Source organism: Mesorhizobium sp. C372A, assembly GCF_030323245.1.
GTDB lineage: Bacteria > Pseudomonadota > Alphaproteobacteria > Rhizobiales > Rhizobiaceae > Mesorhizobium.
In genome coordinates this window covers 3,229,637-3,254,570 of record NZ_CP100475.1, presented here as the reverse complement: position 1 = coordinate 3,254,570, position 24,934 = coordinate 3,229,637, and the positions used below count along the sequence as shown (strand labels likewise).

General features: G+C 59.5%; 17 protein-coding genes. 6 read left to right on the top strand and 11 right to left on the bottom strand.

Features of this window, described 5'->3' with window-relative positions; all coding sequences use genetic code 11:
* Positions 1-20: 20 nt before the first annotated feature.
* Genes NLY42_RS15515 through NLY42_RS15505 form a run of 3 tightly spaced genes read right to left on the bottom strand, consistent with a single transcriptional unit; the run spans position 21 to position 2,621 of the window.
* Entirely contained in the window at positions 21-695 is a 675-nt protein-coding gene (locus NLY42_RS15515; protein ID WP_023681043.1) for a sugar transferase, read from the bottom strand.
* Complete coding sequence (locus NLY42_RS15510; RefSeq protein WP_023754512.1) at positions 692-1,843, bottom strand: DegT/DnrJ/EryC1/StrS family aminotransferase; 1,152 nt, start codon at positions 1,841-1,843, stop codon at positions 692-694. Before NLY42_RS15510 ends, NLY42_RS15515 begins: the two co-directional genes overlap by 4 nt.
* Before the next feature lie 49 nt (positions 1,844-1,892).
* Complete coding sequence (locus NLY42_RS15505; protein WP_023681041.1) at positions 1,893-2,621, bottom strand: nucleotidyltransferase family protein; 729 nt, start codon at positions 2,619-2,621, stop codon at positions 1,893-1,895.
* Between the two features lie 633 nt (positions 2,622-3,254).
* Here NLY42_RS15505 and NLY42_RS15500 point away from each other — a divergent pair.
* Positions 3,255-3,932 (top strand): LuxR C-terminal-related transcriptional regulator, encoded by a 678-nt coding sequence (locus NLY42_RS15500; RefSeq protein WP_023681040.1) that lies wholly within the window; start codon positions 3,255-3,257, stop codon positions 3,930-3,932.
* A 101-nt stretch (positions 3,933-4,033) separates the two neighbouring features.
* On the opposite strand, the gene NLY42_RS15495 is transcribed toward NLY42_RS15500, so the two are convergent.
* Complete coding sequence (locus tag NLY42_RS15495) at positions 4,034-5,752, bottom strand: sensor histidine kinase (RefSeq protein ID WP_023756318.1); 1,719 nt, start codon at positions 5,750-5,752, stop codon at positions 4,034-4,036.
* 254 nt (positions 5,753-6,006) lie between these two features.
* Here NLY42_RS15495 and NLY42_RS15490 point away from each other — a divergent pair, with 254 nt between their 5' ends.
* Positions 6,007-6,684, top strand: a complete 678-nt coding sequence (locus NLY42_RS15490; RefSeq protein WP_023689781.1) for a helix-turn-helix transcriptional regulator — start codon at positions 6,007-6,009, stop codon at positions 6,682-6,684.
* 159 nt (positions 6,685-6,843) lie between these two features.
* Entirely contained in the window at positions 6,844-7,983 is a 1,140-nt protein-coding gene (locus tag NLY42_RS15485; protein WP_084779676.1) for an NAD-dependent epimerase/dehydratase family protein, read from the top strand.
* Between the two features lie 46 nt (positions 7,984-8,029).
* On the opposite strand, the gene NLY42_RS15480 is transcribed toward NLY42_RS15485, so the two are convergent.
* From NLY42_RS15480 to NLY42_RS15455, 6 genes are all read right to left on the bottom strand, one after another.
* Positions 8,030-9,235, bottom strand: coding sequence for an acyltransferase family protein (locus NLY42_RS15480; RefSeq protein WP_023754514.1), 1,206 nt, complete (start codon positions 9,233-9,235; stop codon positions 8,030-8,032).
* A 221-nt stretch (positions 9,236-9,456) separates the two neighbouring features.
* Positions 9,457-11,625 (bottom strand): polysaccharide biosynthesis C-terminal domain-containing protein, encoded by a 2,169-nt coding sequence (locus NLY42_RS15475; protein ID WP_031244362.1) that lies wholly within the window; start codon positions 11,623-11,625, stop codon positions 9,457-9,459.
* Positions 11,626-11,694: 69 nt separating this feature from the next.
* Entirely contained in the window at positions 11,695-13,896 is a 2,202-nt protein-coding gene (locus tag NLY42_RS15470; RefSeq protein ID WP_023754516.1) for a GumC family protein, read from the bottom strand.
* Position 13,897: 1 nt separating this feature from the next.
* Positions 13,898-15,895, bottom strand: coding sequence for an asparagine synthase (glutamine-hydrolyzing) (asnB, locus tag NLY42_RS15465; protein WP_023754517.1), 1,998 nt, complete (start codon positions 15,893-15,895; stop codon positions 13,898-13,900).
* Between the two features lies 1 nt (position 15,896).
* Complete coding sequence (locus NLY42_RS15460; protein ID WP_023691498.1) at positions 15,897-17,156, bottom strand: O-antigen ligase family protein; 1,260 nt, start codon at positions 17,154-17,156, stop codon at positions 15,897-15,899.
* On the bottom strand, positions 17,153-18,379 hold the full coding sequence (locus tag NLY42_RS15455; protein WP_023727383.1) for a glycosyltransferase family 4 protein: 1,227 nt from the start codon (positions 18,377-18,379) through the stop codon (positions 17,153-17,155). Before NLY42_RS15455 ends, NLY42_RS15460 begins: the two co-directional genes overlap by 4 nt.
* A gap of 860 nt (positions 18,380-19,239) precedes the next feature.
* Between NLY42_RS15455 and NLY42_RS15450 the strand changes: the two genes are divergently transcribed.
* A complete protein-coding gene (locus tag NLY42_RS15450; protein ID WP_023754518.1) occupies positions 19,240-20,718 on the top strand; it encodes a M10 family metallopeptidase C-terminal domain-containing protein in 1,479 nt (492 codons plus the stop codon).
* Between the two features lie 88 nt (positions 20,719-20,806).
* A complete protein-coding gene (locus NLY42_RS15445) occupies positions 20,807-21,019 on the top strand; it encodes a DUF768 domain-containing protein (RefSeq protein ID WP_023670889.1) in 213 nt (70 codons plus the stop codon).
* A gap of 79 nt (positions 21,020-21,098) precedes the next feature.
* Here NLY42_RS15445 and NLY42_RS15440 read toward each other — a convergent pair whose 3' ends face one another.
* On the bottom strand, positions 21,099-21,824 hold the full coding sequence (locus tag NLY42_RS15440; protein ID WP_023670888.1) for an AAA family ATPase: 726 nt from the start codon (positions 21,822-21,824) through the stop codon (positions 21,099-21,101).
* Positions 21,825-22,165: 341 nt separating this feature from the next.
* Between NLY42_RS15440 and NLY42_RS15435 the strand changes: the two genes are divergently transcribed.
* Complete coding sequence (locus tag NLY42_RS15435) at positions 22,166-24,916, top strand: non-ribosomal peptide synthetase (protein WP_023754519.1); 2,751 nt, start codon at positions 22,166-22,168, stop codon at positions 24,914-24,916.
* Positions 24,917-24,934: the final 18 nt, after the last annotated feature.

Genomic DNA, 24,934 nt, shown 5'->3' with positions numbered 1-24,934 from the left:
GGAACGCTTCCCTTGGATATTCAAACGTCGATCGGCGGTACCGGAACCCAACCGACCACTGCCAGCACTCCCCGCACCATCCACGCGAGGTCGGAGACGATGGTGCGTCGCGGATAATATGAGAGGTCCAGTGTTGCCTTGGCGGGGAACATGACCTCCCGGTAGAACACGATCGGATCTACGGATTGGGGGAAGTAATGCGCTTCGTGCCGAAAAACGACCTGGGCTGGTCCCAGCAGGCCTGGCTTGTATTGCAGCACGGCCCTAAGCTCGCCCCGGAAACAATCGGCGAAAGCCAGGCTCTCGGGCCGTGGGCCGACGATCGCCATTTCGCCTTTGAGGACATTCCACAGCTGCGGTAGTTCGTCCAGCTTCGTCGCTGCGAGAAAGCGGCCAACGGTGGTCATGCGTGTATCGCCCACGACCGTCAGCGCAAGGCCTTGAGAGCCGCAGTTCACACCGAATTTGCGAAATTTGTACATGCGGAAGGTTCGGCCGCCGGCCCCGATGCGGGTCTGAGCGAACAAGATCGAGCCACCGCCCTCGAGCAGAAGCGCTCCGGCGATCAGCAGCATCAATGGCGCCAATGCGACGGTAGCGATGCCCGCCACCGCAAGATCGATTGCGCGTCTCGCAAAGCCGTGATCAGGATTTGGAACGAACATCCGGTGAAAGGCAGGGTCTAACGCATTCATGCAGCAGTTCCTCTTTGGGCGCCTGCTTTGAGCGCGCCTGTTTTGAGCGCGGCTGCCAGGGCAGCCACGACTGATTCGGCGGCGGCGGAAGTGATCTGGGGGTGCAGCGGAATTGTGAGCTCTCGCTGAGCGAAATCCTCTGTTCGGGGCAAACTCACGCCGGGAAAGCGCTCGCGGTAGAACGTCATTTGGTGCACCGGCGGGTAGTGGATGGTGGTCTGTATGCCCTGTGTCCGCAGCTCGTCGATGACATCCTGCCGGCTCGCGTAGCGCGGCAGGACGATCGGCATGATGTGGTAAGCCGACGTCCGGGGTTCGCTAAATGGAATGACAATGGCTGGGCAACGGTCCGCGATCAGGCGTCGGTACAAGACAGCTATGATACGCCTGATTTCGTTCCACTCTTGCAGGTTCTGCAACTGAACCAGCCCTATTGCCGCTCGCATCTCGTCCATTCGGTAGTTGAACCCGAGCATCGTGACATCATATTGCGGCGTACGACTGTTCAGCCGCTGATGCGTCCCCGTGGTCATTCCGTGCCCGCGGGCCAGGCGAACCCTGTCGAGCAGATCGGGGTCACGTGCGATCACGGCGCCCCCTTCGGCCGTTGTCATGTTCTTGTTGCCATAGAAGCTGAACGCGGCCGCGGCGCCGAATGTCCCGACTTCCCTAAGCCCGGGCGCGTGCGCAGCGTCCTCGATGATATGCAGCCCGCGAAGCCGGGCGAACCGCTGCCATTGTTCCCGATCGGGGAGATACCCGGCGAAGTGAACGAGAATGACCGCTTTCGTGCGCGTCGTGCACCGCGCTTCGGCTTCCGCAACCGAGATCAACGGCACGTCGACGGACTCGATATCGACGAAGACCGGCGTCGCCCCTACATACAGCACCGCATTCGCCGTCGCCACGAACGTCAGCGAAGGAACCAGTACTTCGTCGCCAGGGCCGATGCCCAAAGCATGGAGGAGAAGATGGAGCGCTGCGGTGCAGGAACCAACCGCAACGCAATCTCGCGCGCCATGCATGCCGGCAAAGGCCTGTTCGAACTCTCGTACCCTGTCCCCCATCGTAAGCCAGCCGCTATCAATCACCTGCGACAGGGCTGCCTTCTCTGGCACGCCTAGGATCGGGGCGCTCACCAAGAGCATTTTGACCTCCTGAAAGCCTTGTTAGTGGCTAGACCTCTGCATCAGACTTTCATGCGGCTGCAGCGGCAGCCGCGACCTCGATTGAGGACGACTGATCTTCCCAGGCAATTGCCTGTGCATTCTGGAAGTCATCGACACGACCGATGTCGAGCCAAAGACCGTCATGCTTGTAAACATGCACGGTCGTGCCGCCCTGCATCATCTGCAGCATCAGGTCATCGAACCCAAATGGGATCCCGGACGGAATGAACCGCAGGACATCTGGGTTCATGCAGTAAATCCCCATGCTGACGAGATGGGAAAGCGTCGGCTTTTCCCGGAAGAGCTGGACGGTATTGTCGATCTCGTCGATGACCCCGAAGTCCATCTTGATATGACGGCACGCCGTGGCAATCGTAACGGGATCCCTATGCAAGCGGTGCGCGGCTACAAACCGGCTCAGGCTTAGATCTGTGAGGACATCGCCGTTCAGAACGACAAATGTTTCGTTCAGTTCATCCCTAATCAGAGAGAGAGGTCCGACGGTGCCGAGTGGCTCCATTTCCTGGGTATATTTGATCTTCAAGTTCCATTGCGATCCGTCGCCGCAGACGCTACGGATCAAATGTCCTAGATACCCTGTCGTAATATATACCTCTTCAATGCCGTTGCGCCGCAGCCACTTCAAAAGCAACTCAAGAACAGGCCGGGCCCCTATCGGCATTAATGGTTTCGGCAGGACCGATGTAAACGGTCGAAGGCGCGTACCCATCCCACCACATTGAATCACCGCTTTCATTCGATCCTCCTGATCTGCAGTTGGCTTTGTTCGGGATCGGTGTTCCATTGTCCGGCCAGGGCACCCCCTCAAATCCGGCCAAACCTCGGCGGCAATCCGAACATCATATGCGAAAAGGTATGTGACAGCCGGGGCGGCTGTCGTCGTGCATTCGAATGGTAGGGATTCAAAACGTTCAAGGTATTAGATGGCCACGAGATCAACAGCCTACAGAAGCGCGATTGGGCACTGATCATGACGCCGATAAAACGAAAGCAGTTGCTTTCAAGAAAGCTGCGATCCGCCAGGGCCGGACCGGCCTACAGGTCCGGCGACAGCGGGTGGCGACATAACAGATGCCACATGATTACGATGGTCCTGAACAGCTGGCTTGGACCCAGAGATGGGAAACCGGCATCGTTTTGCGGACAGGCACCGCACGCCAGGGTTAAAAATCTATGGATGAGCTTCGCAATTTAGTATTATATTAGACGTTCTGGATGTGCGTGGATGGGACGCTGCGGACATCACTGTGATGCGTTGACCAGTGGATGGCCGCCATTTTAGGACCACCACGGATTGTCGATCATAGGCGAATGGGAGGTTCCAGCGGGTTTTCTCGTCGGGAACCGAGTAACGCGTTGGGGTAGTTGCATGGCTCGGATCGTCATTGCCGACGATCACGGCTTATATCGGCGTGGTCTCCGGCTGGCACTCATGGCTGGAATTCCAAGCGCCGAAATATTCGAAGCTTCGTGTTTCGATGCCGCGGTCAATCTTTTAGAGGAGCAGGCGTCCATCGATCTTGCGATCCTCGATCTGAACATGCCTGGGCTGTTCCATCAGGAAGTGCTCAGCGACTTTATGGCTGCCTATCCTGACACTCGCTTTGCGATCGTTTCCGGGGATGATTCCCGCTCGGAGATACTGACCGCGCTTTCGATCGGACTTCACGGGTATATCGTCAAATCGCAGAGCGACGAAGAAGTCGTGCTGGCTGTAAACGAAATCCTCGCTGGCCGGATCTATGTGCCATCTCTCCTATCTCGAACGTCTGCCGACCAGAGATCGCATGCCCCCCCACCTCCGGTTCAAAATGCCAGCCGCCGGCACGAGGGCTCGGGCGACGTCGCTAGGCTGACGTCTAGACAGAAGGACGTCCTCAAGCTGATGGCAGAGGGGTACTCGAATAAGGAGATTGCCCGCAATCTGGACATTGCCGAGGCGACAACGAAAATCCATGCCGCAGCCGTGCTGCGTGAGCTTGGGGTTAGAAACCGTACCGAAGCAGCTGTGTTGCTCCAAAGCTGGCTGACGAGACAGGCGAGTTGACGTATGCCCCTCGAACCGGCCCGAGTTTGCTTGCAGGAAATCGCAGCAAAGGGCCCACACCATCGGTTAATTGGCCAATTCGGCTTCGACTTGGAGGGGCTCTATTGCAGTCCAAATTCCTCAATTTCTTTGCGCGATACACGCAGCGAATATCGAAGGCCATCTTCGGTTATTTCCATATTCGGGGAATGCCCGACAAGCGGCGTGCTGTCCACACCGATTATCAGTGACCCGAACCCGCGGCGTACGACTTTTGAACTCTTCCGTCGGCCCGATTCCACCCAATCGAACACGAGGTCGTCGCCTTCGTCCTCGGATGCAAATCGCCACTTAACTTCGACCTTGCCATTCGGGTCACCCAGCGCACCATGTTTCACCGAGTTTGTCGTCAACTCGTGAAGGATCATCGCCAAGCCCTCGGCGGCGCCGCTTGGCACAGTGAGGGAAGGTCCACTGATCGTAATGTCGCGTGTCTCCTTGAAGGGCTGCAATTCCCGGTCCACGAGTTCATGGAGCATCCCTGACAGGTTGGCATGACGAGAAAGGATGCGATGGGTCGCCTCCAGTGTTCGAATCCAATCGATCAACATCTCCTTGTATTTGGCAACATCATTGTCGGGAGTATCGATCATGTTGACCAGAGCTCTAATCACTGGAAACACATTGCTGAACCGATGGCGCTCTTCGCGCATTATGCGCTCGCGTCTCTTTACGGCGGCGCGAAGCAAAGTTGTTTGTCGACGTTCGGTCAGATCCGCCGCCACCCCGATGCGCATTTTGCGGTCGCCGTGCTCTTCCTGCCGTCCACGCAATGCAATCCAGCGTGTGTGACCATCCACTTGCCGGACGCGAATCTCGACGTCATAGTTCGATGCCGATGAAGGCTTTGCCGAGGCGGACAACTTCGGCCAGTCGACGGGATGGATTACGGCCGAGAGTTCTTCCAAGCGGCGGACTGGGGCCGGAGGCAGACCAAGGATGTCCCAGAACTTGCCGGAGCCGGCGACTGTCCCATCCTCAATGTCTATTTGCCATGTGCCCAGGCGCCCGGCAGATACGGCGAGATCGAGCCATTCCTTCTGAGCCCGAAGGGCCTCGCGTGCCGCTTGTCGCTCGGAAATATCGTCAACCACCACGAATACGCTCTCATTTGGCGCCTCGTCCGGCCGCGACGAAGACAGGGCCAGGTGAGCCCAAAATGCCGTGCCATCCTTGCGCAAAACGCGGATATCCGTCGCCGACGCGGTCCCATTGCCCAAATCTTGCAAAAGTTTCCGCACAGTACCTCGATCGTCGGGGAAAATGAGTTCCTCCAGCTCCAGTTGGGCAAGTTCCTTGTGCGCGTAGCCAGTCATCTCCAAAAGCCGTCTGTTCGACTGCAGCAGTTCGCCATGGCGATTGGTATTAGCAAAGCCCAAGGCGGCAGCATCGATGGCAGCGAGCCTCGCTTCTGCCACCCTGAGCGCGCCGTGCAGATCTTGTCGCAGGCGGTGGAACACGGTTGCGATCAGGCTACCCGAACCCAGAAGGAAGACGGCCCCGGTCCAGTCTCGACCAGTGAGGTGACCGTCCAACAGGTGTCGCATCCACAAGCCGGCGACCGCCATCAGAAGCGTTGCTGCGATGGCAACAAAACGGCCCTCAAGATACACGATGACAACGGTTATGGGGATAAACGCAACAAGCGGCAACGGCTGGCCGCCATATACCGTACTTATCGCCTCGAATGCTATCGATGCTGCAAACACCAAAAGCGAAGCTAGATGAGCCCACGTAGTGCTCGACACATTCGATTTGAGCCAGCGCAGGTCCGAACCCATGCGCAAAGACTACAACTTTCGGTCTAGTCCGTCGAGACTAGGCCGAAGGGGTGGCACCTAATCCCAATGCCCGATTGCCATGACTTTGCCGGCGAATAAAATCATGGTGTCAGGAGCGCTCTTCAGAAAGATATATCCAAGAGACGCTGCGGAAAAACCATTCGCAGATTTCTCGCAGTATGTGGAAATTCAAGTTGAAGCAGCAACTTCATCAGATTTGATTTGCGTCAGTAGCAATGGGTTGGGTGGAAGCGATGACACTGATTGAAACGCGAAACGATGCGCTTGCAGGCAGGCAATACATTGTATTGAACGATACCCGCCACGAAAGGCCGATAAGCCTTGTGGACCGACCGGACGCAAGGGTCGGCGGATCTCGACGACGCAGCCTGGAATCCATCACCGGCATGCTTGATCGTATGGGTTGCGGCTATCTCGTCCTGGACCGAGACAAGAAAGTAATAGAATGGAACGCTGCCGCTCGGGACACCCTCGCACGCCAGGGCGAAGCAACTGATACAGCCGTCGAGCTTGCTGCCGGGTTGAGGCGGCTGGTCGCGAATGTTCCGGTCCACCTCCAGCCGGGCTCACTCTCATGGGTAGTGATCCACAGCAGAGGCGACAGGCCGGTGACCATGAACGAGACGGGGGTCGTTACACCGGACGGGACAACCGTCGTCGCATTGCTGGACCGGGATAACAAATCGGCGGCCAACCCTCGCACGTTGCAAAGGATGTTCGGTTTGACCAGCGCGGAAACGCAGTTGGCGCTACGCCTGGCCCATGGCGACGCGCCCCTGGAGATCGCCCGCAGCTGGCATCTCAGTCGCACGACTATCCGCTCTCAGCTCGCCTCGCTGTTCGCCAAGACCGACACGAGGCGTCAGGCGGAACTAGTGGCTCTTTTGGGGCGCATTTCGGTTTTGCCATGAGAAATCGACTGCTGTCTGCATCCGCTTTGATTCAGACAGCGGCGGCCCGCATTGAGCGCGCTGTCGCGTAGATCACAAGGCCGGCGGCGCCATTTCCGATCGTTCAGGCGCTGCCGAGATAGCGCGGAACGCGGAACCTGGAAACGGGAGTGACTTGCCATGGCCGAGGCAGATTCGAAGGTCAACAAGCTGGCGGATATCGTTCACGCGCTGCAGGATGGTGCTGCGTCGAACCTTACGCACACGGGGCCGATCATCGTCACGGGCGCCGCTGGGTTCATCGGATTTCATGTTGCGTCACGCCTTTTGCGGCTCGGCGCCGAGGTCATCGGCGTCGACAACTTCACGCCTTACTACGACCTGAAGCTGAAGGAGGCGCGATTTACACGGCTCTGCGCCGAGCCGAGGTTCACGCCGATGCGCTTCGACCTAGCGGACCGGTCGCTGGTGAAAGCGCTGTTCTGCGAATTCCAGCCATCGCACTTCGTGCATCTGGCCGCCCAGGCCGGGGTACGTCATTCGCTCGTGGACCCGCATGCCTATGTGGAGTCAAACATAGTCGCGTTTCTCAACGTTCTGGAGGGCTGCCGACACGCCGGCGTCAGCCATCTCGTTTATGCCTCGTCGAGCTCCGTATATGGTGCCAATCGACGCATACCCTTTTCCGAGCATCATGGTGCCAATCATCCGGTGAGCTTCTACGCCGCCACCAAGGCCGCCAACGAGTGCATGGCGCATTCCTACAGCCATCTGTTCGGCTTGCCCGTAACCGGACTGCGCTTCTTCACCGTCTATGGTCCCTGGGGCAGGCCCGACATGGCTGTCTATACTTTCACCCATGCCATCGCCGAGGGCCGAACGATCGAAATCGCCAATGCCGGGCGCGTATGGCGGGATTTCACCTATATCGACGACATCGTAGAGGGGGTTGTTCGCGTGCTCGCCAAACCACCGTGTCAGGATCCCGGTTGGGACGGTCGCGCTGCCGATCCTGCCACCAGCTCGGCGCCGTATCGGCTGTACAATATCGGCAATGATCGGCCGGAAGAAATCAACCATCTGATAGCGCTCATCGAGACGGCGCTTGGTCGCCGGGCCGTTCGCGTCAACGTACCTTTACCGCCAGGTGACGTCCTGGAAACCCGCGCCGATGTCAGGGACCTGCGCCGCGCCGTTGGCTTCGCACCGGCGACAACACTGGAGGACGGCGTGCAACGTTTCGTGGAATGGTATCGGGAATTCCATGCACGCCCTGTCGGACAGGTGCGACCAGCTGGACTTCCGGCAACGGCATTGTGAGCACAACAGCGGCATTTCCTTGGTGTGGCAGGGTCGCGGCTCGCCTTCAATCCGTCTTGGGATACGCCGGCAATGGAAGGGACCCAAGCTGCCGTCCTGTGCCGTGCCCGACCCCCAAAAGGCGCCGCGCATAGCGGGTGAGCGGCTTCTCGAACAGACGGTGGATGATAAATGCCACGCCCAGGGTGATCGCCAAGGCGGAACCGATGAAGGCCCACGGGCCGAGCACAAAGATCAACCCTGTACGCCAGAACAATATGCGCATGGCGCGGATCACGAATGGATGCATGAGGTAAAGAGCGTATGACGCATCGCCAACGCCAGCGGCCCACCTCGCCGCCAGGCTGTCATGCCTCAGTTTACCCGGCGGTGCCAAGGCAGCACTCCAAACAATTAGAGACGCCGGAATGCCATACACGACAGAGCGACCAAAGCCGGCCGAGATATCGGGAAACGCCGCCGCAAGCATCAGGGCACCCAGTCCCGTTGCGGCCATACAGGCCCTGATTGGGCCGGAAGGCCGCAGGCCTGAGGCGCACATGACCCCGATCATCGCGCCGAAAGCGAATTCGAGGATGATCGGATTGGTCCAGAAACCCCAGGGCTCAGGCAAAGGAGCCCCAAGAGCGCCCGAGAGCACCATCCCAACCAGGATCGCGAGCAGGACCGTAACTGCCCACCGCATGGGCAGCACGATCGTCGCCGTGAACAGCACGTAAAACAGCATCTCATAATTGAGCGTCCAACCCAACTCGTAGACCGGCTGAACGACGCCGTCAGGGCGACTGGCCGGAACGAATAAGTAGGATTCGACTACAAACCTGAAATCGACGTAGCTCTGGTTGAGAAGATTTGGGGCGGCCACCGCTACCGCAATGTAGAGCGAGGTGAGCGCCCAATATAGCGGGACAATTCGCGCGATCCGGCGGGAAATGACGAGACGCGCGCCCCCGGGCTTTGCGAACAGCTGTCGCGACGTATGCACCATGATAAGCCCGGAAATCACGAAGAAAATATCGACTCCAGCGCTCCATGGTATCGGATTCCAGCTCTGAAAGGTGCGGCCGGCCTGTAATTCCAGGGTGGCCGCATCATGCTGGGCGTGTCGCAGCGCGACCGAACTAGCCGCGAGGGCGCGCAGGACCTGAACTTGGGTGAGGGTTTCGCGTTGGCTGCGCTCGACAGGCGTCGATCTCTCCGAGCGACGGCGCACTGCAGGCGCCGAGGCGCTCGCCATTCGGGCTTGTTCCATGGATGCTCCGCAGATTGTGAGCACACCGTGGTGCACCTCCGAAACTGATGCATCCTTCAAATGACGGACACCGCCCGCAAAGTATCGGCTGCCCGCGGGGACGCGGGTGTCCGGAACAGGTATACGCCGAAGCGTCTGCGCAGCCCTATGGCCTTTGTGCGATCCGGGCTTCGTGACTTCCTGCCCGAACGACGGCAATCACCGTAGCCAAAACAGTGCTCTCATTTGCTCGCCCTCAAGAACCAATGCCATTGACGGGCATCGACCGCGCTCGGCCTGATCGACAGCAAGGCAAAAACCAAGCCTGGCATGATTTTCAGTCGCTTGCGGATATAGACGGCCATGGCAATGCTCCAGATGCTCAGTGCAAGTGCCACACCCACCGCAGCGCCAAGCAGGCCGTACACCGCAACTCCGGCTGCACAGGCAATTATATTGGCCACAGCACCCGCTACCATCGTCGTTGCCGCAGCCCATTCATTTCCAGTCATGGTCAGGAGATTCTGTTGGGGCCCGCACAGCGCGACAAAGACATATCCCAAAATCAGAACCCGTGCGATCGGCGCTCCCGCGCTATAACCCTCACCGAAATAGCTCAAGAACGGCTCGACTATCACCATCATTGGGACGGCCACCAGGATGGCACCGCCAGCAGAAAGCAGGGTTGCGCGCGCGAACAGCTGTTGTAGGCCTCTGCGATCGCCTCTGACGTAGAGATCGGCTGCTGTTGGCGAAAACATGGTTGCCACGGCGATACGGGACAGGCCCACGAGCATCGCGACATTCAAGGCCAGCGCGAAAATACCCGCTTCAGCAATATGGCTTGTCCAGCCCAAAACCAGGACTCCTGCCCGACTGACGAAAACATCGAGCCCAGTGATGAGCATGAGCGGGGGGACGGCAAGCCACCATTCCCTCGAGGCATAACTTGGCTTGGCGTGTCCCAGGCCGGGTGGTTCAAACCTCCTCGCGATGATGAACACCAGCGCCGCTGTGAAAGCGGAACTCACAAGCACCGCCATCGTCACCGAGGGCGCATCCACTGTTCGAAATCCCGACAATGCCAGGAGCGCTACCAACACGAGCAGGAGTCCGTCTCGCATGATGCGCTCCGGCAACAACGCCGAGACAACGCCGCCGAAAGCACGCACAAGCGTGGCTCCGAGAGCATAGGCCGTAACCAAGGGCACAGCCATCATGCCGAGCACGATGCTTGTCTCAAGCCCTCTTTCCGATGGATCTGAAAGGAACAGGACGGACGCAGCGCCGATCATCCCGAACAAGGTTGCCGCTATCAGCGATCTCTGCAGCGCAAATCTTATCACCCCGCGGGCTAGATCAAGCCTGCCACTGGCCCTATAGGCCGGGAGGAAACGCAACAATGATACATTAAAGCCAAGCGTTGCCAGATAGGCGAGCACTGACGTCCAAGCCTGAACGTAGGAATAGATACCGTAGTTGTGAGGTCCGATAAGGCGTGCAATTGCCAACTGTGCAAGACTGGTCAAACCAGCGCCACCAATATAGATCAACAAGGCGAATATGCTTGCCCAAGCCAGCCGCGAGCCCATGTCCTTGTTGCGCGGCGGTGCGGTTGCTGAACCAGTTACATCTGCGCGATGAGCCGGCAACTCAATTTGCTTTTCGCCGACCGACCTATCGAAGCGCGACAATGCAGAAAGTATTTGTCTCTCAATCCGACAAATACTTTTAAAGGTCGATGGACCATCGGTGTTTTCGACGGAGATGATTTCCCGGCCAGATGTTGTCAGGAGGTCATGCATCGCTTCAAAAACGGCGAATGAGCGCATGTTAACGCTCAAGTCGGCCTCGAAAATCCGTTCCGCCGGCGGCTCAAGCTCCATCCGCCGACGAAGGCGACTTTCCACGACCGCAGCTGGCACCAAGAGCCTGACGGTGAGATCGGCCGCCGGTGCGAGGCTGAGCGCCTTTTCCAGCGCTCTGGGGTTGGTGCTCCCATTAAACATCGCAAGCGAACCAATCGCTTGAACATATCCTTGATCGAAAATTATAATTTCGGGCGATTGCTCCGCAGACTTCCAGCAACGCGAAAGGTGCAGGATGTATCGCCAGATTCGCGCGCGCCATATTCGGTTTTTTGGCGGTATCATCCTCACTATTGCAAAGGAATTGGAAATATCATCGGCTCGCCCTGCCGAAAAAAGCAGTATTCTGGCTGTTGAAAACATCGCCGATACGATCCGTGATATGAACAGAAAGATTCCGAGATCATATTTGGCGGCCCTGGTGCTTGGCTTGTAGCTGAGAGCGACCTTGGCGTGATAGCCTTTCCCGCGCAGCTGCTGCGCAAGCGCATGTGCGAAGGTTGTTTTGCCGGATCCTGGAGGTCCGAAAAATTCAATGATCATCGTGTAGCTGGCTCGATTTAGGGGCTCGATCGCTCCCTGGAGCTTCTGTTGAAGATCGCACACGCATCTTCAAACCCTCTCCAACAGAAGATCGGCGTTGTCTCCGAGCCTGGAGCCGGCTAGCCTCTTCAGGTTCACCCGGGTGAGCACACTCCCTACTGGAACGGTGGCGGATCCGCCGGCTCCTATTGCATCCAGAGCACCACGGGCAATGCTGCGCCTCGTCCTTGCCCAGCGAACGGCAAAAAGCACCGAATCGGCCCAGCGCTTAAGCAGCCTGGTTTCAGGCCCCCCGAGGCCCAGGGGACCGTTCATGATGACCACGTCGTAGGCCGAACGCAGCTCCTCGGTGAACTGGCATTTGTCGACGGTGGACAGAAGCGTCAGGAGATCATCGGAAGGTGCTGGAGCGGCCATGAGGTCGATACCGATTTCCGGCATCCTCGTAATTGCATCCTTCAGCACGCAACGTTCATTCATATAGTCGCCGAAGGAGTTCCGGGCCTTGTCGGTGCTGAATTCACCACGAAACCCGTTCGTGAGCCGTACATCCTTGCGATCGAGATCGAGGAAAAGCACTCTTCCTCCCAGCCGCGTTGCCGCCAGCGCCAGGCTCCATGCCAACTCGGTCTTGGCATCGTCCTGGATGCTGGACGTCACGAGAATGATATGCGGCGGCTGCCCCTTCCCCTGAGTTGGCGCCGCAGTGACGAGCAGCGAAGTCACGGCGCGGCTGAACGGCAAGTTCTGCTGGCTCAGAACCAGATGCCGCAGCTTTCTGGCATTAAGTCCCGCAACCCTGGGAAGCAGTCCTACGCACGGGACCCCAAGCTCGGCCTCGGCTTCGGCTTCACTGCGCAAGGTTTGGTTGAAACCGTTGCGGACCAGGACAATGACCGCCCCCATGAGACCAAAGACGACCATGCCGGGGGGAATCAGGAAAATCGGCGACAATGTCACGGGGGTCGACGGCGGCCAGGCGGTCGAAAGGACCGCTACGCCTGGCGAAGGAGCGGCGATGCGACGTATCAGATCCTGCTGCCGGCTCAGGAGTTCGTTGTAATGCTGCGTCACGATGGCTACCCTAGGCTCAAGGGAACGCAGCCCCGAAAGTTGGCTCGCCGTGTCGGCCACGGCCGCGTCGAGCATCGCCTTGCGACTTTCAAGAGCCGTAGCCTGGGACCGGTAGACATTTGCCTCGGCAGCGATTCGGGCAACGCTTTGCTCCATTTCGCGGGCGATCGCGTTGCGCAGATCGCCGTCGGCGGCGGCACCCGACTGGCGTGTCACCAGGTCCGTCAACACGGGCGACCCGATTTCTTCAGCGATGGCCGTGACCGGGGCGCCCGCCTTGCGCAGGTCCTCAATACGGCGAAGGCGCGCTTCCGACGCGGAAAGACTGGCTTTCGATAGGAATATCTGCCGGCCGAGTTCCGCTGTCTCACTGGCTGCGTTGTTGGCCGCAGTCTGATCGACGGCGCCATGCGTGAGCCGGTATGTCTCCAGCCGATCTGTCGCTTCGACAAGATCCCTTTGTACTTGCGGAAGGCTGGCGACTATCGAATCCAGATTAACCTGATCCGATGCCCGGCTTTTTTGTACCAGATCTTGAATGTAGACTTGGGCAAACGTGTTCGCGACAAGTGCCGCACGCGCCGGACTTGGATCGGTGAAGCCGATGGTGATGACGCGTGATCGCAGCTCTTGTCCGACCCTCATTCCGTTGCGTAGCGCCTTCAGTTCGGGCGCGTCCGCTGCGTCCGGATTTTCCGCCACCGTGTTATCCTGTCTCCAGGCCCTGCTCAGGAGATCGATGAGGAACGAGCCAGCCGCGGGCGGGACGGCATTGACGACGGTCTTTCCGTTACCGTCGACTGGTTGGGCTTTGCGGAGTGCTGCCAGGACCCGACGCAGGTGGCCTTGCGAGGAGAGCATCGTCAGATGATCATCGATGTTCGATTCCAGCGAGTCCTGGGCGGATGCCACGCCGCCCGAAGCACTGCTGCTCGGGGCATCGATAATGACCTGGGTCGTTGCCTCGAACAGCACCGGGCGGGTGAAGCCTGCCAGTCCGGCCAGGATGCCGCCCAGAAGGGCCATGGCAAGCAAGAACCATTTTCGCGTCGTCAGGATGATGACGAGCTGGTGGAAGGGTGACGATTGCGTTGGCTCGCGTGGCGGCCGCATCAAGCGCAGATTGGTTTCAAGTGTCCCAACTTCCATCTGCTTGGCGCGCGGACGCCGGGCGCGGTTGGCTATGGAACCTTCCATCTCAATCCCCTGTCAGTTCGATATGGTAAGAAGGGTGCGTGGCGACCGTCGATGGCCGCATGGCTTCGTTGCGCCACGCCTGAAACATGAGCACCGGCCACAGGTCGCGGAAATTATCTTGGCTTCCATGCAGATGATTGCGCCAGCATGCGTCGACCTTCTCACGGTCGATGACCCCGTCCCCGGAGCGGCCGATCGTGGCAATGATATCGGTTGCCCAGCCGCGCAAGGGCCCTTTCAACCAAGTCCCGACCGGAACGTCGAAACCTTGCTTGGGCCGGTCGACCAGTCGGCGTGGTACATAACGATCAAGCAGTCGGCGAAGCAACCATTTGCCCTTCCCGTTTCGGACTTTGGCGCGGGCTGGCAAGCGCCAGGCGAATTCAACGACGCGATGGTCCAGGATCGGGCATCGCCCCTCGAGGCTGTTGGCCATGGTGGCTCGATCGAGCTTCACCAAAATGTCGCCCGGTAGATAGCCTGTCATGTCGGCGAATAGGAGACGCGAGAGCAGGCCGTCGAGCTTTGTGGTGTCGGTAGGTGCTGTCGACGGCTTGCGATGAACAAGGTCGTTGGCTGAAGATTTTGTCAGTTGCAGAAAGAGTTCGTCCTCATCTCGCGCCGCGAGCAGGCGGGCAAGGCGAGCCAAGCGGTCACCGCGCAAGCCATGCCGCATATTCGCCGAAAGCGGCAGATTGCCGAAGATATCTTTCTGAGAGGCTTGGGCCAGCAACCCAGCCCCCGATGCCAACAGCCGGCGAAATGACAATGGCAGCTCATGCTGCTTTGTGAGGCGGGTTGCCAGGAAGTGTCGAGAATAGCCTGCGAAGCACTCGTCGCCGCCATCGCCTGAAAGCGCCACGGTTACGTGTTGCCGCGCGAGGCGCGACACCAGCAGCGTCGGTATCTGCGATTCATCGGCAAACGGCTCGTCCCAAATCCGGGGCAGCTCCGGAATGACCTCAAGCGCGGCAGCCGGCGAGAGATGAAGTTCCGTATGATCGGTGCCCAGATGCCGAGCAACCGCGGCCGCATGGGGAGCTTCATCAAACCCACCTTCCCCGAACGCTATAGTGAACGTCCGAACGGGGTTTCGGGACTGTGCCTGCATCAGGGCGACGACAGTCGAGCTGTCGATCCCGCCCGACAGAAAGGCGCCCAGCGGCACATCTGCAACCATTCGTTGCTTGACGGCCAGTCGGAGCAGGCTGTCGAGCTCGGTCGCGAGGTCCTCGTCGCTGGCGGCTATCGGATCGCGCTGTCCCTTGCCGGCGACATCGGCCAGCGACCACCAAGGGTGAATGCGATGCGCAAGCGAACCGGTGCCGCGGGCGTTGGCGAATTGCGCCGCAGTGACCGACAGGACTGAACCAGGCGGCAACTTGAACACGCCCTGCCAAATGCAACGGTCATCCGGCACCCAGCCGTTGGAAACCATCGTCGTCGCCGCATCGACATCGAGTTCCGGGGTGAAGCCTGGGAAGCAAGTGATCGCCTTCAGCTCCGAGGCGAAGACAAGCGCGTCACGTGTCAAGGCGACATAGAGTGGCTTCTTGCCCATTCGGTCGCGGGCAAGCTGAAGCGTTCGGTTCTTCAGGTCCCACAGCCCGAAAGCAAACATGCCAGCGAAGCGCGCGAGGGCTGCATCAAGGCCCCAGCTTTCGATCGCGCACAGCATGACCTCCGTGTCGCTGGCGCCGCGGAAATGATGGCCCGCCCCTTCCAGTTCACGGCGCAGATCGCGAAAATTGTATATCTCGCCATTGAAGGTGATGACATACCGACCGCTCGCGGAGAGCATTGGCTGGCGACCCGCTTCGGACAGGTCGACGATGGCCAGTCGCCGGTGGCCGAAGGCTACCCCCCCTTCACGGCTCACCCAGAAGGCCTCACCGTCAGGTCCGCGATGACGAAGCGTCGTCGCCATCGGTCCGATGGCCCTGAGCGCACTTGCGTTGGCTGCATCGGGCGCCAACAAAATTCCGGCGATCCCACACATTCTAGCATCTCCTCTGGCGAACAATCGCGGGGATCGCTTCCGGCGTCCCGGCGGCAAGGCAGAGGGTCAGACAGAACCACACGATCGGATGGCGGATGACCAAATGCGGAGCACTGAAAACGGCGATCGATGCCACGAGCGCCACGAGAGCGTCCAGCTTCGCCCGCCAGGCGGACAACGCAGCCGAGCCGAAGATCCACATCAGGGCTAGAACCGAAATCAGGCCGCCCTGAGTGTAGAGATCCAGGATGGTGCTGTGCGCCTCGAAGGGCCGCGGCAAAAACTGTTGATTGACCACGGGCGGACTATCTAGATGCGGGCCCGGACCCAGTCCAAGCGATCCCGATCGTGCCCCCTTCTCCAAGGCTGCATTCCAGAGGTAGAGGCGAAGCGCCGCGGTTTGGGCAGTCGCTTCCCCGCCCTTGTCTTTGGTCAGGCTCTTGGCGAAGTCTTCGGCGCTGGAGGCCTCGCTGAGGGCATAGGGCGCTATAGACAGGGCCAGCGGCAGGAAGCCAACGGCCATCAGGACGGCAAGCTGCCTTGAAAGGCTCGCCTTATTGCCGTCGCTCGCCAGCCAGGCCCGGACCCGCAGCCCGAGAAGGATCAGACAAGCCAGGACCGTGGTATAAAGGTAGGTATCGCTTTTTGTCAGCCTTCCGACGTAAACGGTGAATATGAGGCTGCATAGGGCAAGGCATCTTCCCCATTTATTGCTGGTGGTTGTGGCAAGATGCAAGGCCAGTGGACCGAGTAGGGCGCAGTAGAGCGCAAGCTGGTTCGGATTGTCGGACCACCCGCAGAAGCGGTCCCAGTACCAGGGTTCGACCCCAGCCTGATGGAGCCAGCCGAAACCAAGCCCTACCTGAATGATGAAGCCCGCATTCGCGACAGCAACCATCCACCAGGCGATACGACGCAAACGGAAAGACGCGTTGGGCTCCGCAGCGGCCAGACAGGTGACGCACGCCAACAGCACATAGGCCAGCGTGTCGTGCAACAACGGATCCAGGAACAACGTGGTTGTCAGAAAACCGATGATGTAACCCACGCCCATGGCAAGCGCCAGGATCAGCCAGAAAAGCCCAAGCTTAGCCAGTGCCGGCGTAACCTCCAGTTGGCCGCCAGCAAGGATTCGCGTCATCGACAGCATTATCCAGAGCGTGAGGCACAGTTCGCTGTAGCCGAAGGGCAGCCCTGGGATGCTGAGTTGCGCCGCGTAGGACATCGCGACGCCGAAGGCCAGAAGCGCATCACGCATCATTGCCGCGCCTCGCCCAGTCGATGGGGGCTCGGCACCGCCTCTTCCCTCGGATTCGCCTGCGCAGCTTGAACAAGCCTGCTGCGATATCTGCCACCCAGGATTGTCTTGTACAGGTCGCAATACTGGTCGATGACCCACGACAACGAGAACCGCTCCCGCACGAATCCGACGGAACGGCTCCCCATGGTCTTGCCACGGGCGGGGTCGGAAAGAATATCGACTATCCGGGAGGCCAAGCCATCCGCATCGCGCGGCGCCACGAGATAGCCGTTCCAGCCATCCTCAACCACATCGTTGCAGCCCGGCATGTTGGAGGCGACGATCGGTAATCCGGACAATCCCGCCTCCAGCAGGACACGCGGAATTCCCTCGCGATATTGCGTCGGAAACGCAAACAGATCCGCCATCCCCAGGAGGGCTGGAATGTCGCGCCTTGGCCCCAATGCGACAACGTGGGGAACATGGCGCTCGATATCGGCTCTGCTGACGGCAAACGGACCTTCGGAGTCTTGCGGGCCGACAAGTACGAAACGCGCGTTGGGCCTCTCGCGGATAACGCGAGGAACCGCCTCGATGAGGGTTGGAATCCCCTTCTGCCGCGTGAGCCGACCGACAAATATTATGACCTGGGCCGATTGTAGGCCAAGTTCCTCGCGCATCGTGGCAGCCGAAGGACCACGATACCTTGCCATCGAGAATGCATCGGGGTCGATGCCAGAACTCCGGATCAGTCGCCCTTTGCCGCGAGCCACCAGCCGGTAGCGCTCGAAGAAGGCCTGATCATCACTATTCTGGAAGACGGTCATGGCTGTCCAACGAGACGCCACCCCCTGAAGGCCGCAAAAGAAAGGACGCAATGCCAGGGCCCGCGGCTCCCGCGACGAGAATGTCCAACCAAGCCCGTTGATGGTGCGAACGACGGGAACGTGCCCGCGCACCGCCAGTGGAGTTAGGAGATTGGGCTTGGTGTCGAAACTTTGAATGATGTCCGGACGCAGTTCGGACATCAGTTCACGGATCGCGCTGACAGCACCCCATTCTGCACCGCCGCTGCCAAAGCGGTCGAACCCGAATCGGCGATGGGCAATGCCATGGGGTGAAAAGGCGGCTCCGAGATCACTCGAAACGGCAGTGACTTGAAAACCCCTTTCGCGAAGCGCCAAAAGAAACGGGATTCTTAGTCTATGATCCTCGCCTCCAACGCAAACCAGATGCGGACTCATCCTGTCGCTCCTGGATGCGATACCAATCGCTTAAAACAGCTGATCCTATCCGCGGTTTCCATGGCCGGTTTCATCGCCCCTGAACACACAACAGCCAGTCCCACGCTAGGAGGAGGCTTTCGTGCTGTCCTCGTCTGTTTGCATGAAGCAAGCTGATCAACGATGCGGCAATGCAGCCACAATCGCTGTCGCCTCGGTCAGTGCGTTGGATCATCCGGTCTGACCGTGCAACGACGACACGTTCGCGTACGACACGGCGGGCCGGATATTTAGAAAAAGAGGGCTGTGTTCGAAGGTCCGCGCGCTCGCGTTCAAAGCAATCTCCGCCCGCCTTCTCACGCCGGATCAACATCGCGCCCAGATGGTGTGATGACTCGCACCGGCAGTTCTCCCGACCGCTTCGTCTGGAAGCAGGCTTTCACCCGGTCTCTGGATATGGTCGGACCCACCAGCCGCATCTTCCCGCGGCTAGGCGACCGCGTTGAGGAGCATCGAGCGGCTGCAATGGGAGGCTTCGCGAGGACGCGGTTCCTTTGCGGTCTGAGCTCGAATAAATCCTGCGGAAGCGCGCATTTGGGCGGTGGCTCGCGCAACCGAAGCGCGCATTGGCCGATTGCCGCCACTGCAAATGCGCAAGCGCTCCGGCAGACTTCGCTGCAATGCTTTCGTTGCAGGCTTGAGCGCCCGACATACTTGGATCATCTACAAACCTCTGACGCAAGCGTAGCATCGAGGCTGTTGTGTTTTCCGGACCATGATCAAAGATTCTATCAAGGGACGCCGGTATTTGATTTGTCGCTAATGGATCCTTTCCCTAGGCAGGTGTGGGGCGCCTACCGAATCGGACGAAGGGTATGTCAATGACAACACTCCATTACGCCTCGGGCGGGTCGGCCTCCGAGGTCGCGAAAGCCGGATTCAATCTTGTTGATGTATCTTCCTTGGACCAGCTCAACGCCTTGCCGGCCGGCCAGAAAGGCCTGGTGTGGCTCAATGAAGCAGATGGTGCAACCTCCTCCTTTATCCAGAAGGTCACGCCCTTCATCGGCAATCCGAAAGTGTTTGGCTTCTTCCTCGTCGATGAGCCGGACCCGACCGGCAAATGGGGAACTTATGCCACCGCCGCTGATCTGAAGGCGGAGTCAGACTGGATCCACAGCCACCTGCCCGGCGCCAAGACCTTCATAACAATGATGAACATGGGGTCTTCCGCTAACCCCGACTTTTCAAACACCTTCAATCCTGCCAACACGCATATCGACTATTACGGCTTGGATCCCTACCCGGTACGGACCGGAACAAGCACGATTGACTACAACATGATCGACAGGACTGTGGCGGCGGCCGTCGCCTCGGGCATCCCGCTCAGTCAGGTCGTTCCCGTGTATCAGACCTTCGGCGGCGGCGACTGGACGACCGACACGGGCGGTCGCTATGTCCTGCCCAGCGTTGCTCAGGAAAAGACCATGTTGGACCACTGGGCCAAGGTAGCGCCTTCGCCGGCCTTCGACTATGCCTATGCTTGGGGTTCTCAACAGGGCGACACGGCGCTTGAGAGCTCGCCGACGCTGCAGGCTCTGTTGCTTCAACACAACCAGAGCACCGCAAGCGGTCCTTCGGCCAGCGAACCAACGCCGCCGCCTACCAGCACAGCGCCTCCGCCCACAAGTGTCCCTCCGACCAGCACCGGCGATCACATTTTCTACGGCACGGGTAGCGCGGATGTGCTTCGCGGCACCGCTGGCGCGGACACGATGATGGGCCGCGGCTACAACGACACCTACTATGTCAACAACGCCGGCGACAAAGTGGTGGAACTGCGGCACAGCGGCAACGACAGCGTGCTGGCATCGGTGAGCTACGCGCTGTCGGCCGGCTCGCAGGTCGAGCATCTTGCGACCACCAGCAAATTGGGAACTGCCGCTATCAAGCTCACGGGAAACGAATTCGCCCAAACCATCGATGGCAATTCCGGGAGCAACACTATCAACGGCGGTGGTGGGAGAGACGTTCTGACCGGACATGGCGGCAACGACGTCTTTGTCTTCGATTCGGCTCTCAAGGTCGGCAATATCGACAAGGTCACCGATTTCAAAGTGGGCCACGACAAGATCCAACTCGACCACACTGTGTTTGCCGGCCTGCATACCGGCACCCTTCCCTCTTCGGCGTTCTACGCCGGCAGGGCCGCGCACGACAGCGGCGATCACATCGTCTATAACAGCTCGACCGGCGCGCTTTCCTTTGACAGCGACGGCTCGGGCGGCGCACATCAGATCCAATTTGCCACTCTATCGCCACACCTGGCTCTGACGGCGTCCTCGTTCATCGTGACGTGACCGTGGGAACGTCAGCCTGAGCAAGATGGTCTGACGTTCTTGAATATGGCTGACGGAACCAAGAAGCCCCGCCGAGCTTGTACTTGGTATGAGCGCGCGCGGCATCGAATTCCTGCAGAAATGGGTAGAGGATAAGATCCCACTCTACACCAAGGCCGATCCGGCTCTTGCGGCGAAACTTGCGGACCAAGCAACGGCGGATGCCATCAGAGCGGGAATCCGCCCCGAGGAAATCTCTGAGGAAGTCGGAAGCATGTTGACGACCATGCTCGAAGTGCTCGATCAGCACGATTCGACATGATTGCGCGCTTGGCGGCAGATGCTGCCCGGCTTGGCGCCAAATGCATAAATGTGTCATGGATCATAGGTCATGGGCCAGCCTAGGCAGCATGACCAACATGCTCTCCCAGAACGCGCGCGACGACCCCGTCCACGTCGTGAGGTTCAGCACCATTGACTTGTATCAACGGCCATCGGTCCTGGCGCAGGCACTCGCCGACCTCTCTTGAGATTTCGGCCTGCCTTAATCCTTTGTCCACGCCAAGTTCGAACAGCATAACCTCGAGGAGCGGTTGCTGCGCATGCCTATCCACAAGACGGCGGCGTAACGTTTCCTGGGGCGCGTCGAGTTGCACAACGAGATCCGGCCGCGGCAGGAACGCCAGGCACTCGCGGACCGCGTCGAGGCTTGGAGTTCTAGCCAGCACACCCAGCGCACACAAAGCCTGAATCATGCCCTCTTCGAAGATGAAGCAACCGGGCGACTCCCGCGCTTGGCGCCAGGACTGGCACAGTTGGGCGATGTCGACCTTCATTCGCCATGACCACACGCGGCTTCGAAGAGGGATCGATGCCAGAAGCCGGGCCGCGACACTGTCCTTTGGCAAGGTCGACAGCAAGATAGGACCGGATGTGGCAATCTTTTTGCCAATTCTTCCTATGCCATGGCGGATTTCCGGAGCGTCATCCTGAGCCGATCCAGGTTCAATCAGGCGATACCCATTTACTGTCTTCACATTGATGCCGTGTCTCGCCAGCCCTTGGCAGAGGCCGCGAAGCAGCGTGGTTTTACCCGCGCCAGGCGGCCCAAACAACTCGATGATCATATGCTCAAGCGTCTCCGAACGAGCAGTCATTCCCCTACGGATCAAGCTTAGCCGGATTTCAGATCACACCAACGTTCATTTGAATGATTGTTCCAGTCAGTGAATCTGGGCACCGAGCCCGGATTCTAGCGGAGATGCCGATCGCTCCGTTCGCCTGGGCAAGCCGTCTTGCGCTCGACGGAGCTTGCAAGGAAAAACGACCGGTGCTGGACACAGATGGCAAAACTTCTGAAGGACGCTCGGGAAGCGCTGGCTAGGCAAGATCGAGGCATCATCCGAATGATTGATGAAAAGATCTCCGCGGCGAGCGATGTTCGACCGTCAGCTTGGCGGGGCCCTGAATGTCCTCAGTGTGTTTGCATTCGGAAGTGGCAAATCAAAACCTACAGGTGGATCTGCGACCCACCCGAAAGTGGTCAGTCGTTCCCGAATATGATCTTGACCAAGGGGGGCCAGTCTGGCGCCGTTACCGACAGATGGGTGCCAAATTTGCGGACACTCCAATCTTCGACCACCTTGGAGATGTCGCCAGGCGGTATCCTGACAAGCTCGCAATCAGCGACGGCGCGAACCGCCTGACTTTTTCTGAGCTTTTCCGGGCGGTCGAGACGCTGGCAACTCATATCGCTGCCGTCGTCCCCGAAGGGCAGGCCATCGGCATCCTGCAAGCAAACTCCGCTTGGTATCCTGTGGCGATGTTGGCGACCATGGCGGCGGGACGGCCTTCGGTCCCGCTCAACACAAGAGATCCCGCCTCTCGCATTTTCGATATAGTCAGTGCCGCGGGGCTCGGCGCGATTATAGGCGCCGAAAATGTTCGCCCGGTCGAATTGGCCCAAGAGATCGTCTGGATCGAAATTGCGGCCGCCGTGGCGTCCAACGATCAACACCCAGAACAGCAGCATAAGCCCCCTATGGTTTCGGTCGATGCGCCCGCATTGGTGCTTTACACTTCGGGCAGCACCGGGCGCCCCAAGGGAATCGTCAACAGCCAACGCAGCCTGCTATGGCGGGTCCGGCAATATGTCGATGCGTGCCATATCAGCGCGGATGACGTTTTCCTGCCGCTGACCGGGCCAGCCACGATCGCCGGTTGCCGGGAGATCTTTGCGGCGCTGCTGACGGGCGCCACGTTGCATCTTCTCGAGGTGGAGGCTGTCGGCCTGCGCGCTACGCGCGCTCGATTGCAGTCCGAAGGTGTGACGATCGCCTATCTTGTGCCGGCACTGCTTCGAGCCCTCCTGGCTGAGGCGCCCGCCGACGCTTCCTGGCCGCTCAGAGTGGCGCGGATCGGTGGGGAGAAAGTGTCATGGACGGACATCGCTTTGCTGCGCAAAGCCGTTTCGGACCAGTGTCTGATCCAGATCGGCTACTCATCGACTGAAACCATCGGTTCGCAATGGTTCTTGCCGCCTGACTGGCCCGAGCAAGACGCGTCGGTTCCCGTCGGCAGGCTGCTCCCTGGTATGACATTCGCTATCGTCGACGAAGCGGAGCGCAATGTAGGGCCAGGCGAAAGTGGAGAGCTTCTTATCAAAAGCCGCTATGTCCTGCTTGGTCATTGGGAGAACGGTGTGGTCGTTCCCGCGCAGCCGGACCCCGACGATCCCGAGGCTCGGCTTTTTTCGACCGGGGACCTCGTTCGGCTCGACGATGATGGCATCTTGAGGATCGTCGGCCGCAAAGGGCGCCAGATCAAGATCAATGGTCGACGCATCGAGCCCGCCGAACTCGAACGGGTCTTGCGCTGCGCGCCTTCGGTGGCGGATGCCGTGGTGATGGTAACTGCCGCGCAGGAGCTCATCGCCTTCGCGGTTCCCCAGCGCTTCGCAGGCGGCGCTTTTGCAGACGACCTTCGCAAGCTCCTCAGAATGACCTTGCCGGCACCATTGCGTCCCTTGCGATTGCACACCGTTGACGCAATCCCACGCCTGTCGGGAGGTAAGGTCGATTTGGCAACACTGGCCGAGATAGATCGTTCGCACGGAAGGAGGGCGCGAGCCGCCCGGTCGTCCACTCTCGATGCTCCGCCCGCCGGAGGAGCAAAGGACACGCGTCAAATAGTGCAGCACGCGTGGACGCAGGTTCTCAACACAGGCACTGCCACGGGAAACTGGGATGATGCTGGAGGAGATTCGCTGCAGCTGCTGCACTGCGTCATGGCGATCGAAAACGCCATCGGGCAAGAGCTGGGCCTCGAGGCATTCACCGTCGGCATGAGCTTGGACGAGATGGTTGAGGCGGTCGTCTCTGCACGGTTAGGCGAAGGGCGCGAAAAGAAGCACCACCCCCCGATTCTTTTCCTGTTTCCAGGGTCCGTTGGCTATGGTCCGAGCCTGGCTGCGTTCGCAGCCGCCATGGGGAAAGTCGCCCGTGTAAACCCCATCCGATATCCGAGCCTTGCGGCGATACTGGACGGACACAACACCCTCAGCGCCATGGCTGGCGCCGCACTCGAGCAGATAAGCCGCATCCAACCTGCGGGCCCCGTGCGACTTCTCGGCCATTCTCTGGGTGGCGCGGTTGCATTCGAGGTTGCCGCACGGCTCATGAAGGCCGGGCGAACGGTGCGGTTCCTGGGCATCCTCGACACGAGCCTTCTGGACGAGCCGAGCAACCATTGGGAGACAGTTACCCGTACGTTCTATCGTATTCGCACCAACCGCATATCCGCGCACCGGATGGCTTGCAGAGCCCTTGCGAAGATCACCGTCGCCGTGGGCGGCGAAGCGCGTCTGGCCAGGATTCTGGACAGATTTGCCAATGGAGAGTTCAACCCGACTATCTTCAGGACCAAACTGGAACTGCAGGAGGTTTTAAGGGCGAAGTCATTCTTCCAGTGGCTTGAGGCACCGAAACCGGCTCTGCCCCTCTCCGGTACCTTGTTCCGATGTCGCAGGGAGGGAATGCCGCGGGCCTTGGGCTGGGACAGCGTCTTGGCACACCTGGACGTCATTTCGATCACGGGCAGCCACATCGACCTTGTCGTCGAACCAAACCTTGCCACCAACCGTCCGCTTATCGAGACGGCCATCGTGCGGACCTATTCCCCCGCCGAATCTCGCAAAAGGGAGGACTTGTCATCGACATAATTCCGGAATTCAGCAAGG

Coding starts and splice junctions, on each gene's coding strand:
- NLY42_RS15485 (WP_084779676.1), top strand. CDS start 6,844: ATGGCCGAGGCAGATTCGAAGGTCAACAAGCTGGCGGATATCGTTCAC.
- NLY42_RS15510 (WP_023754512.1), bottom strand. CDS start 1,843: ATGCTCTTGGTGAGCGCCCCGATCCTAGGCGTGCCAGAGAAGGCAGCC.
- NLY42_RS15470 (WP_023754516.1), bottom strand. CDS start 13,896: ATGGAAGGTTCCATAGCCAACCGCGCCCGGCGTCCGCGCGCCAAGCAG.
- NLY42_RS15445 (WP_023670889.1), top strand. CDS start 20,807: ATGAGCGCGCGCGGCATCGAATTCCTGCAGAAATGGGTAGAGGATAAG.
- NLY42_RS15490 (WP_023689781.1), top strand. CDS start 6,007: ATGACACTGATTGAAACGCGAAACGATGCGCTTGCAGGCAGGCAATAC.
- NLY42_RS15460 (WP_023691498.1), bottom strand. CDS start 17,156: ATGATGCGTGATGCGCTTCTGGCCTTCGGCGTCGCGATGTCCTACGCG.
- NLY42_RS15495 (WP_023756318.1), bottom strand. CDS start 5,752: ATGGGTTCGGACCTGCGCTGGCTCAAATCGAATGTGTCGAGCACTACG.
- NLY42_RS15505 (WP_023681041.1), bottom strand. CDS start 2,621: ATGAAAGCGGTGATTCAATGTGGTGGGATGGGTACGCGCCTTCGACCG.
- NLY42_RS15480 (WP_023754514.1), bottom strand. CDS start 9,235: ATGGAACAAGCCCGAATGGCGAGCGCCTCGGCGCCTGCAGTGCGCCGT.
- NLY42_RS15450 (WP_023754518.1), top strand. CDS start 19,240: ATGACAACACTCCATTACGCCTCGGGCGGGTCGGCCTCCGAGGTCGCG.
- NLY42_RS15515 (WP_023681043.1), bottom strand. CDS start 695: ATGAATGCGTTAGACCCTGCCTTTCACCGGATGTTCGTTCCAAATCCT.
- NLY42_RS15500 (WP_023681040.1), top strand. CDS start 3,255: ATGGCTCGGATCGTCATTGCCGACGATCACGGCTTATATCGGCGTGGT.
- NLY42_RS15435 (WP_023754519.1), top strand. CDS start 22,166: ATGTCCTCAGTGTGTTTGCATTCGGAAGTGGCAAATCAAAACCTACAG.
- NLY42_RS15440 (WP_023670888.1), bottom strand. CDS start 21,824: ATGATCATCGAGTTGTTTGGGCCGCCTGGCGCGGGTAAAACCACGCTG.
- asnB (WP_023754517.1), bottom strand. CDS start 15,895: ATGTGTGGGATCGCCGGAATTTTGTTGGCGCCCGATGCAGCCAACGCA.
- NLY42_RS15455 (WP_023727383.1), bottom strand. CDS start 18,379: ATGAGTCCGCATCTGGTTTGCGTTGGAGGCGAGGATCATAGACTAAGA.
- NLY42_RS15475 (WP_031244362.1), bottom strand. CDS start 11,625: ATGATCATTGAATTTTTCGGACCTCCAGGATCCGGCAAAACAACCTTC.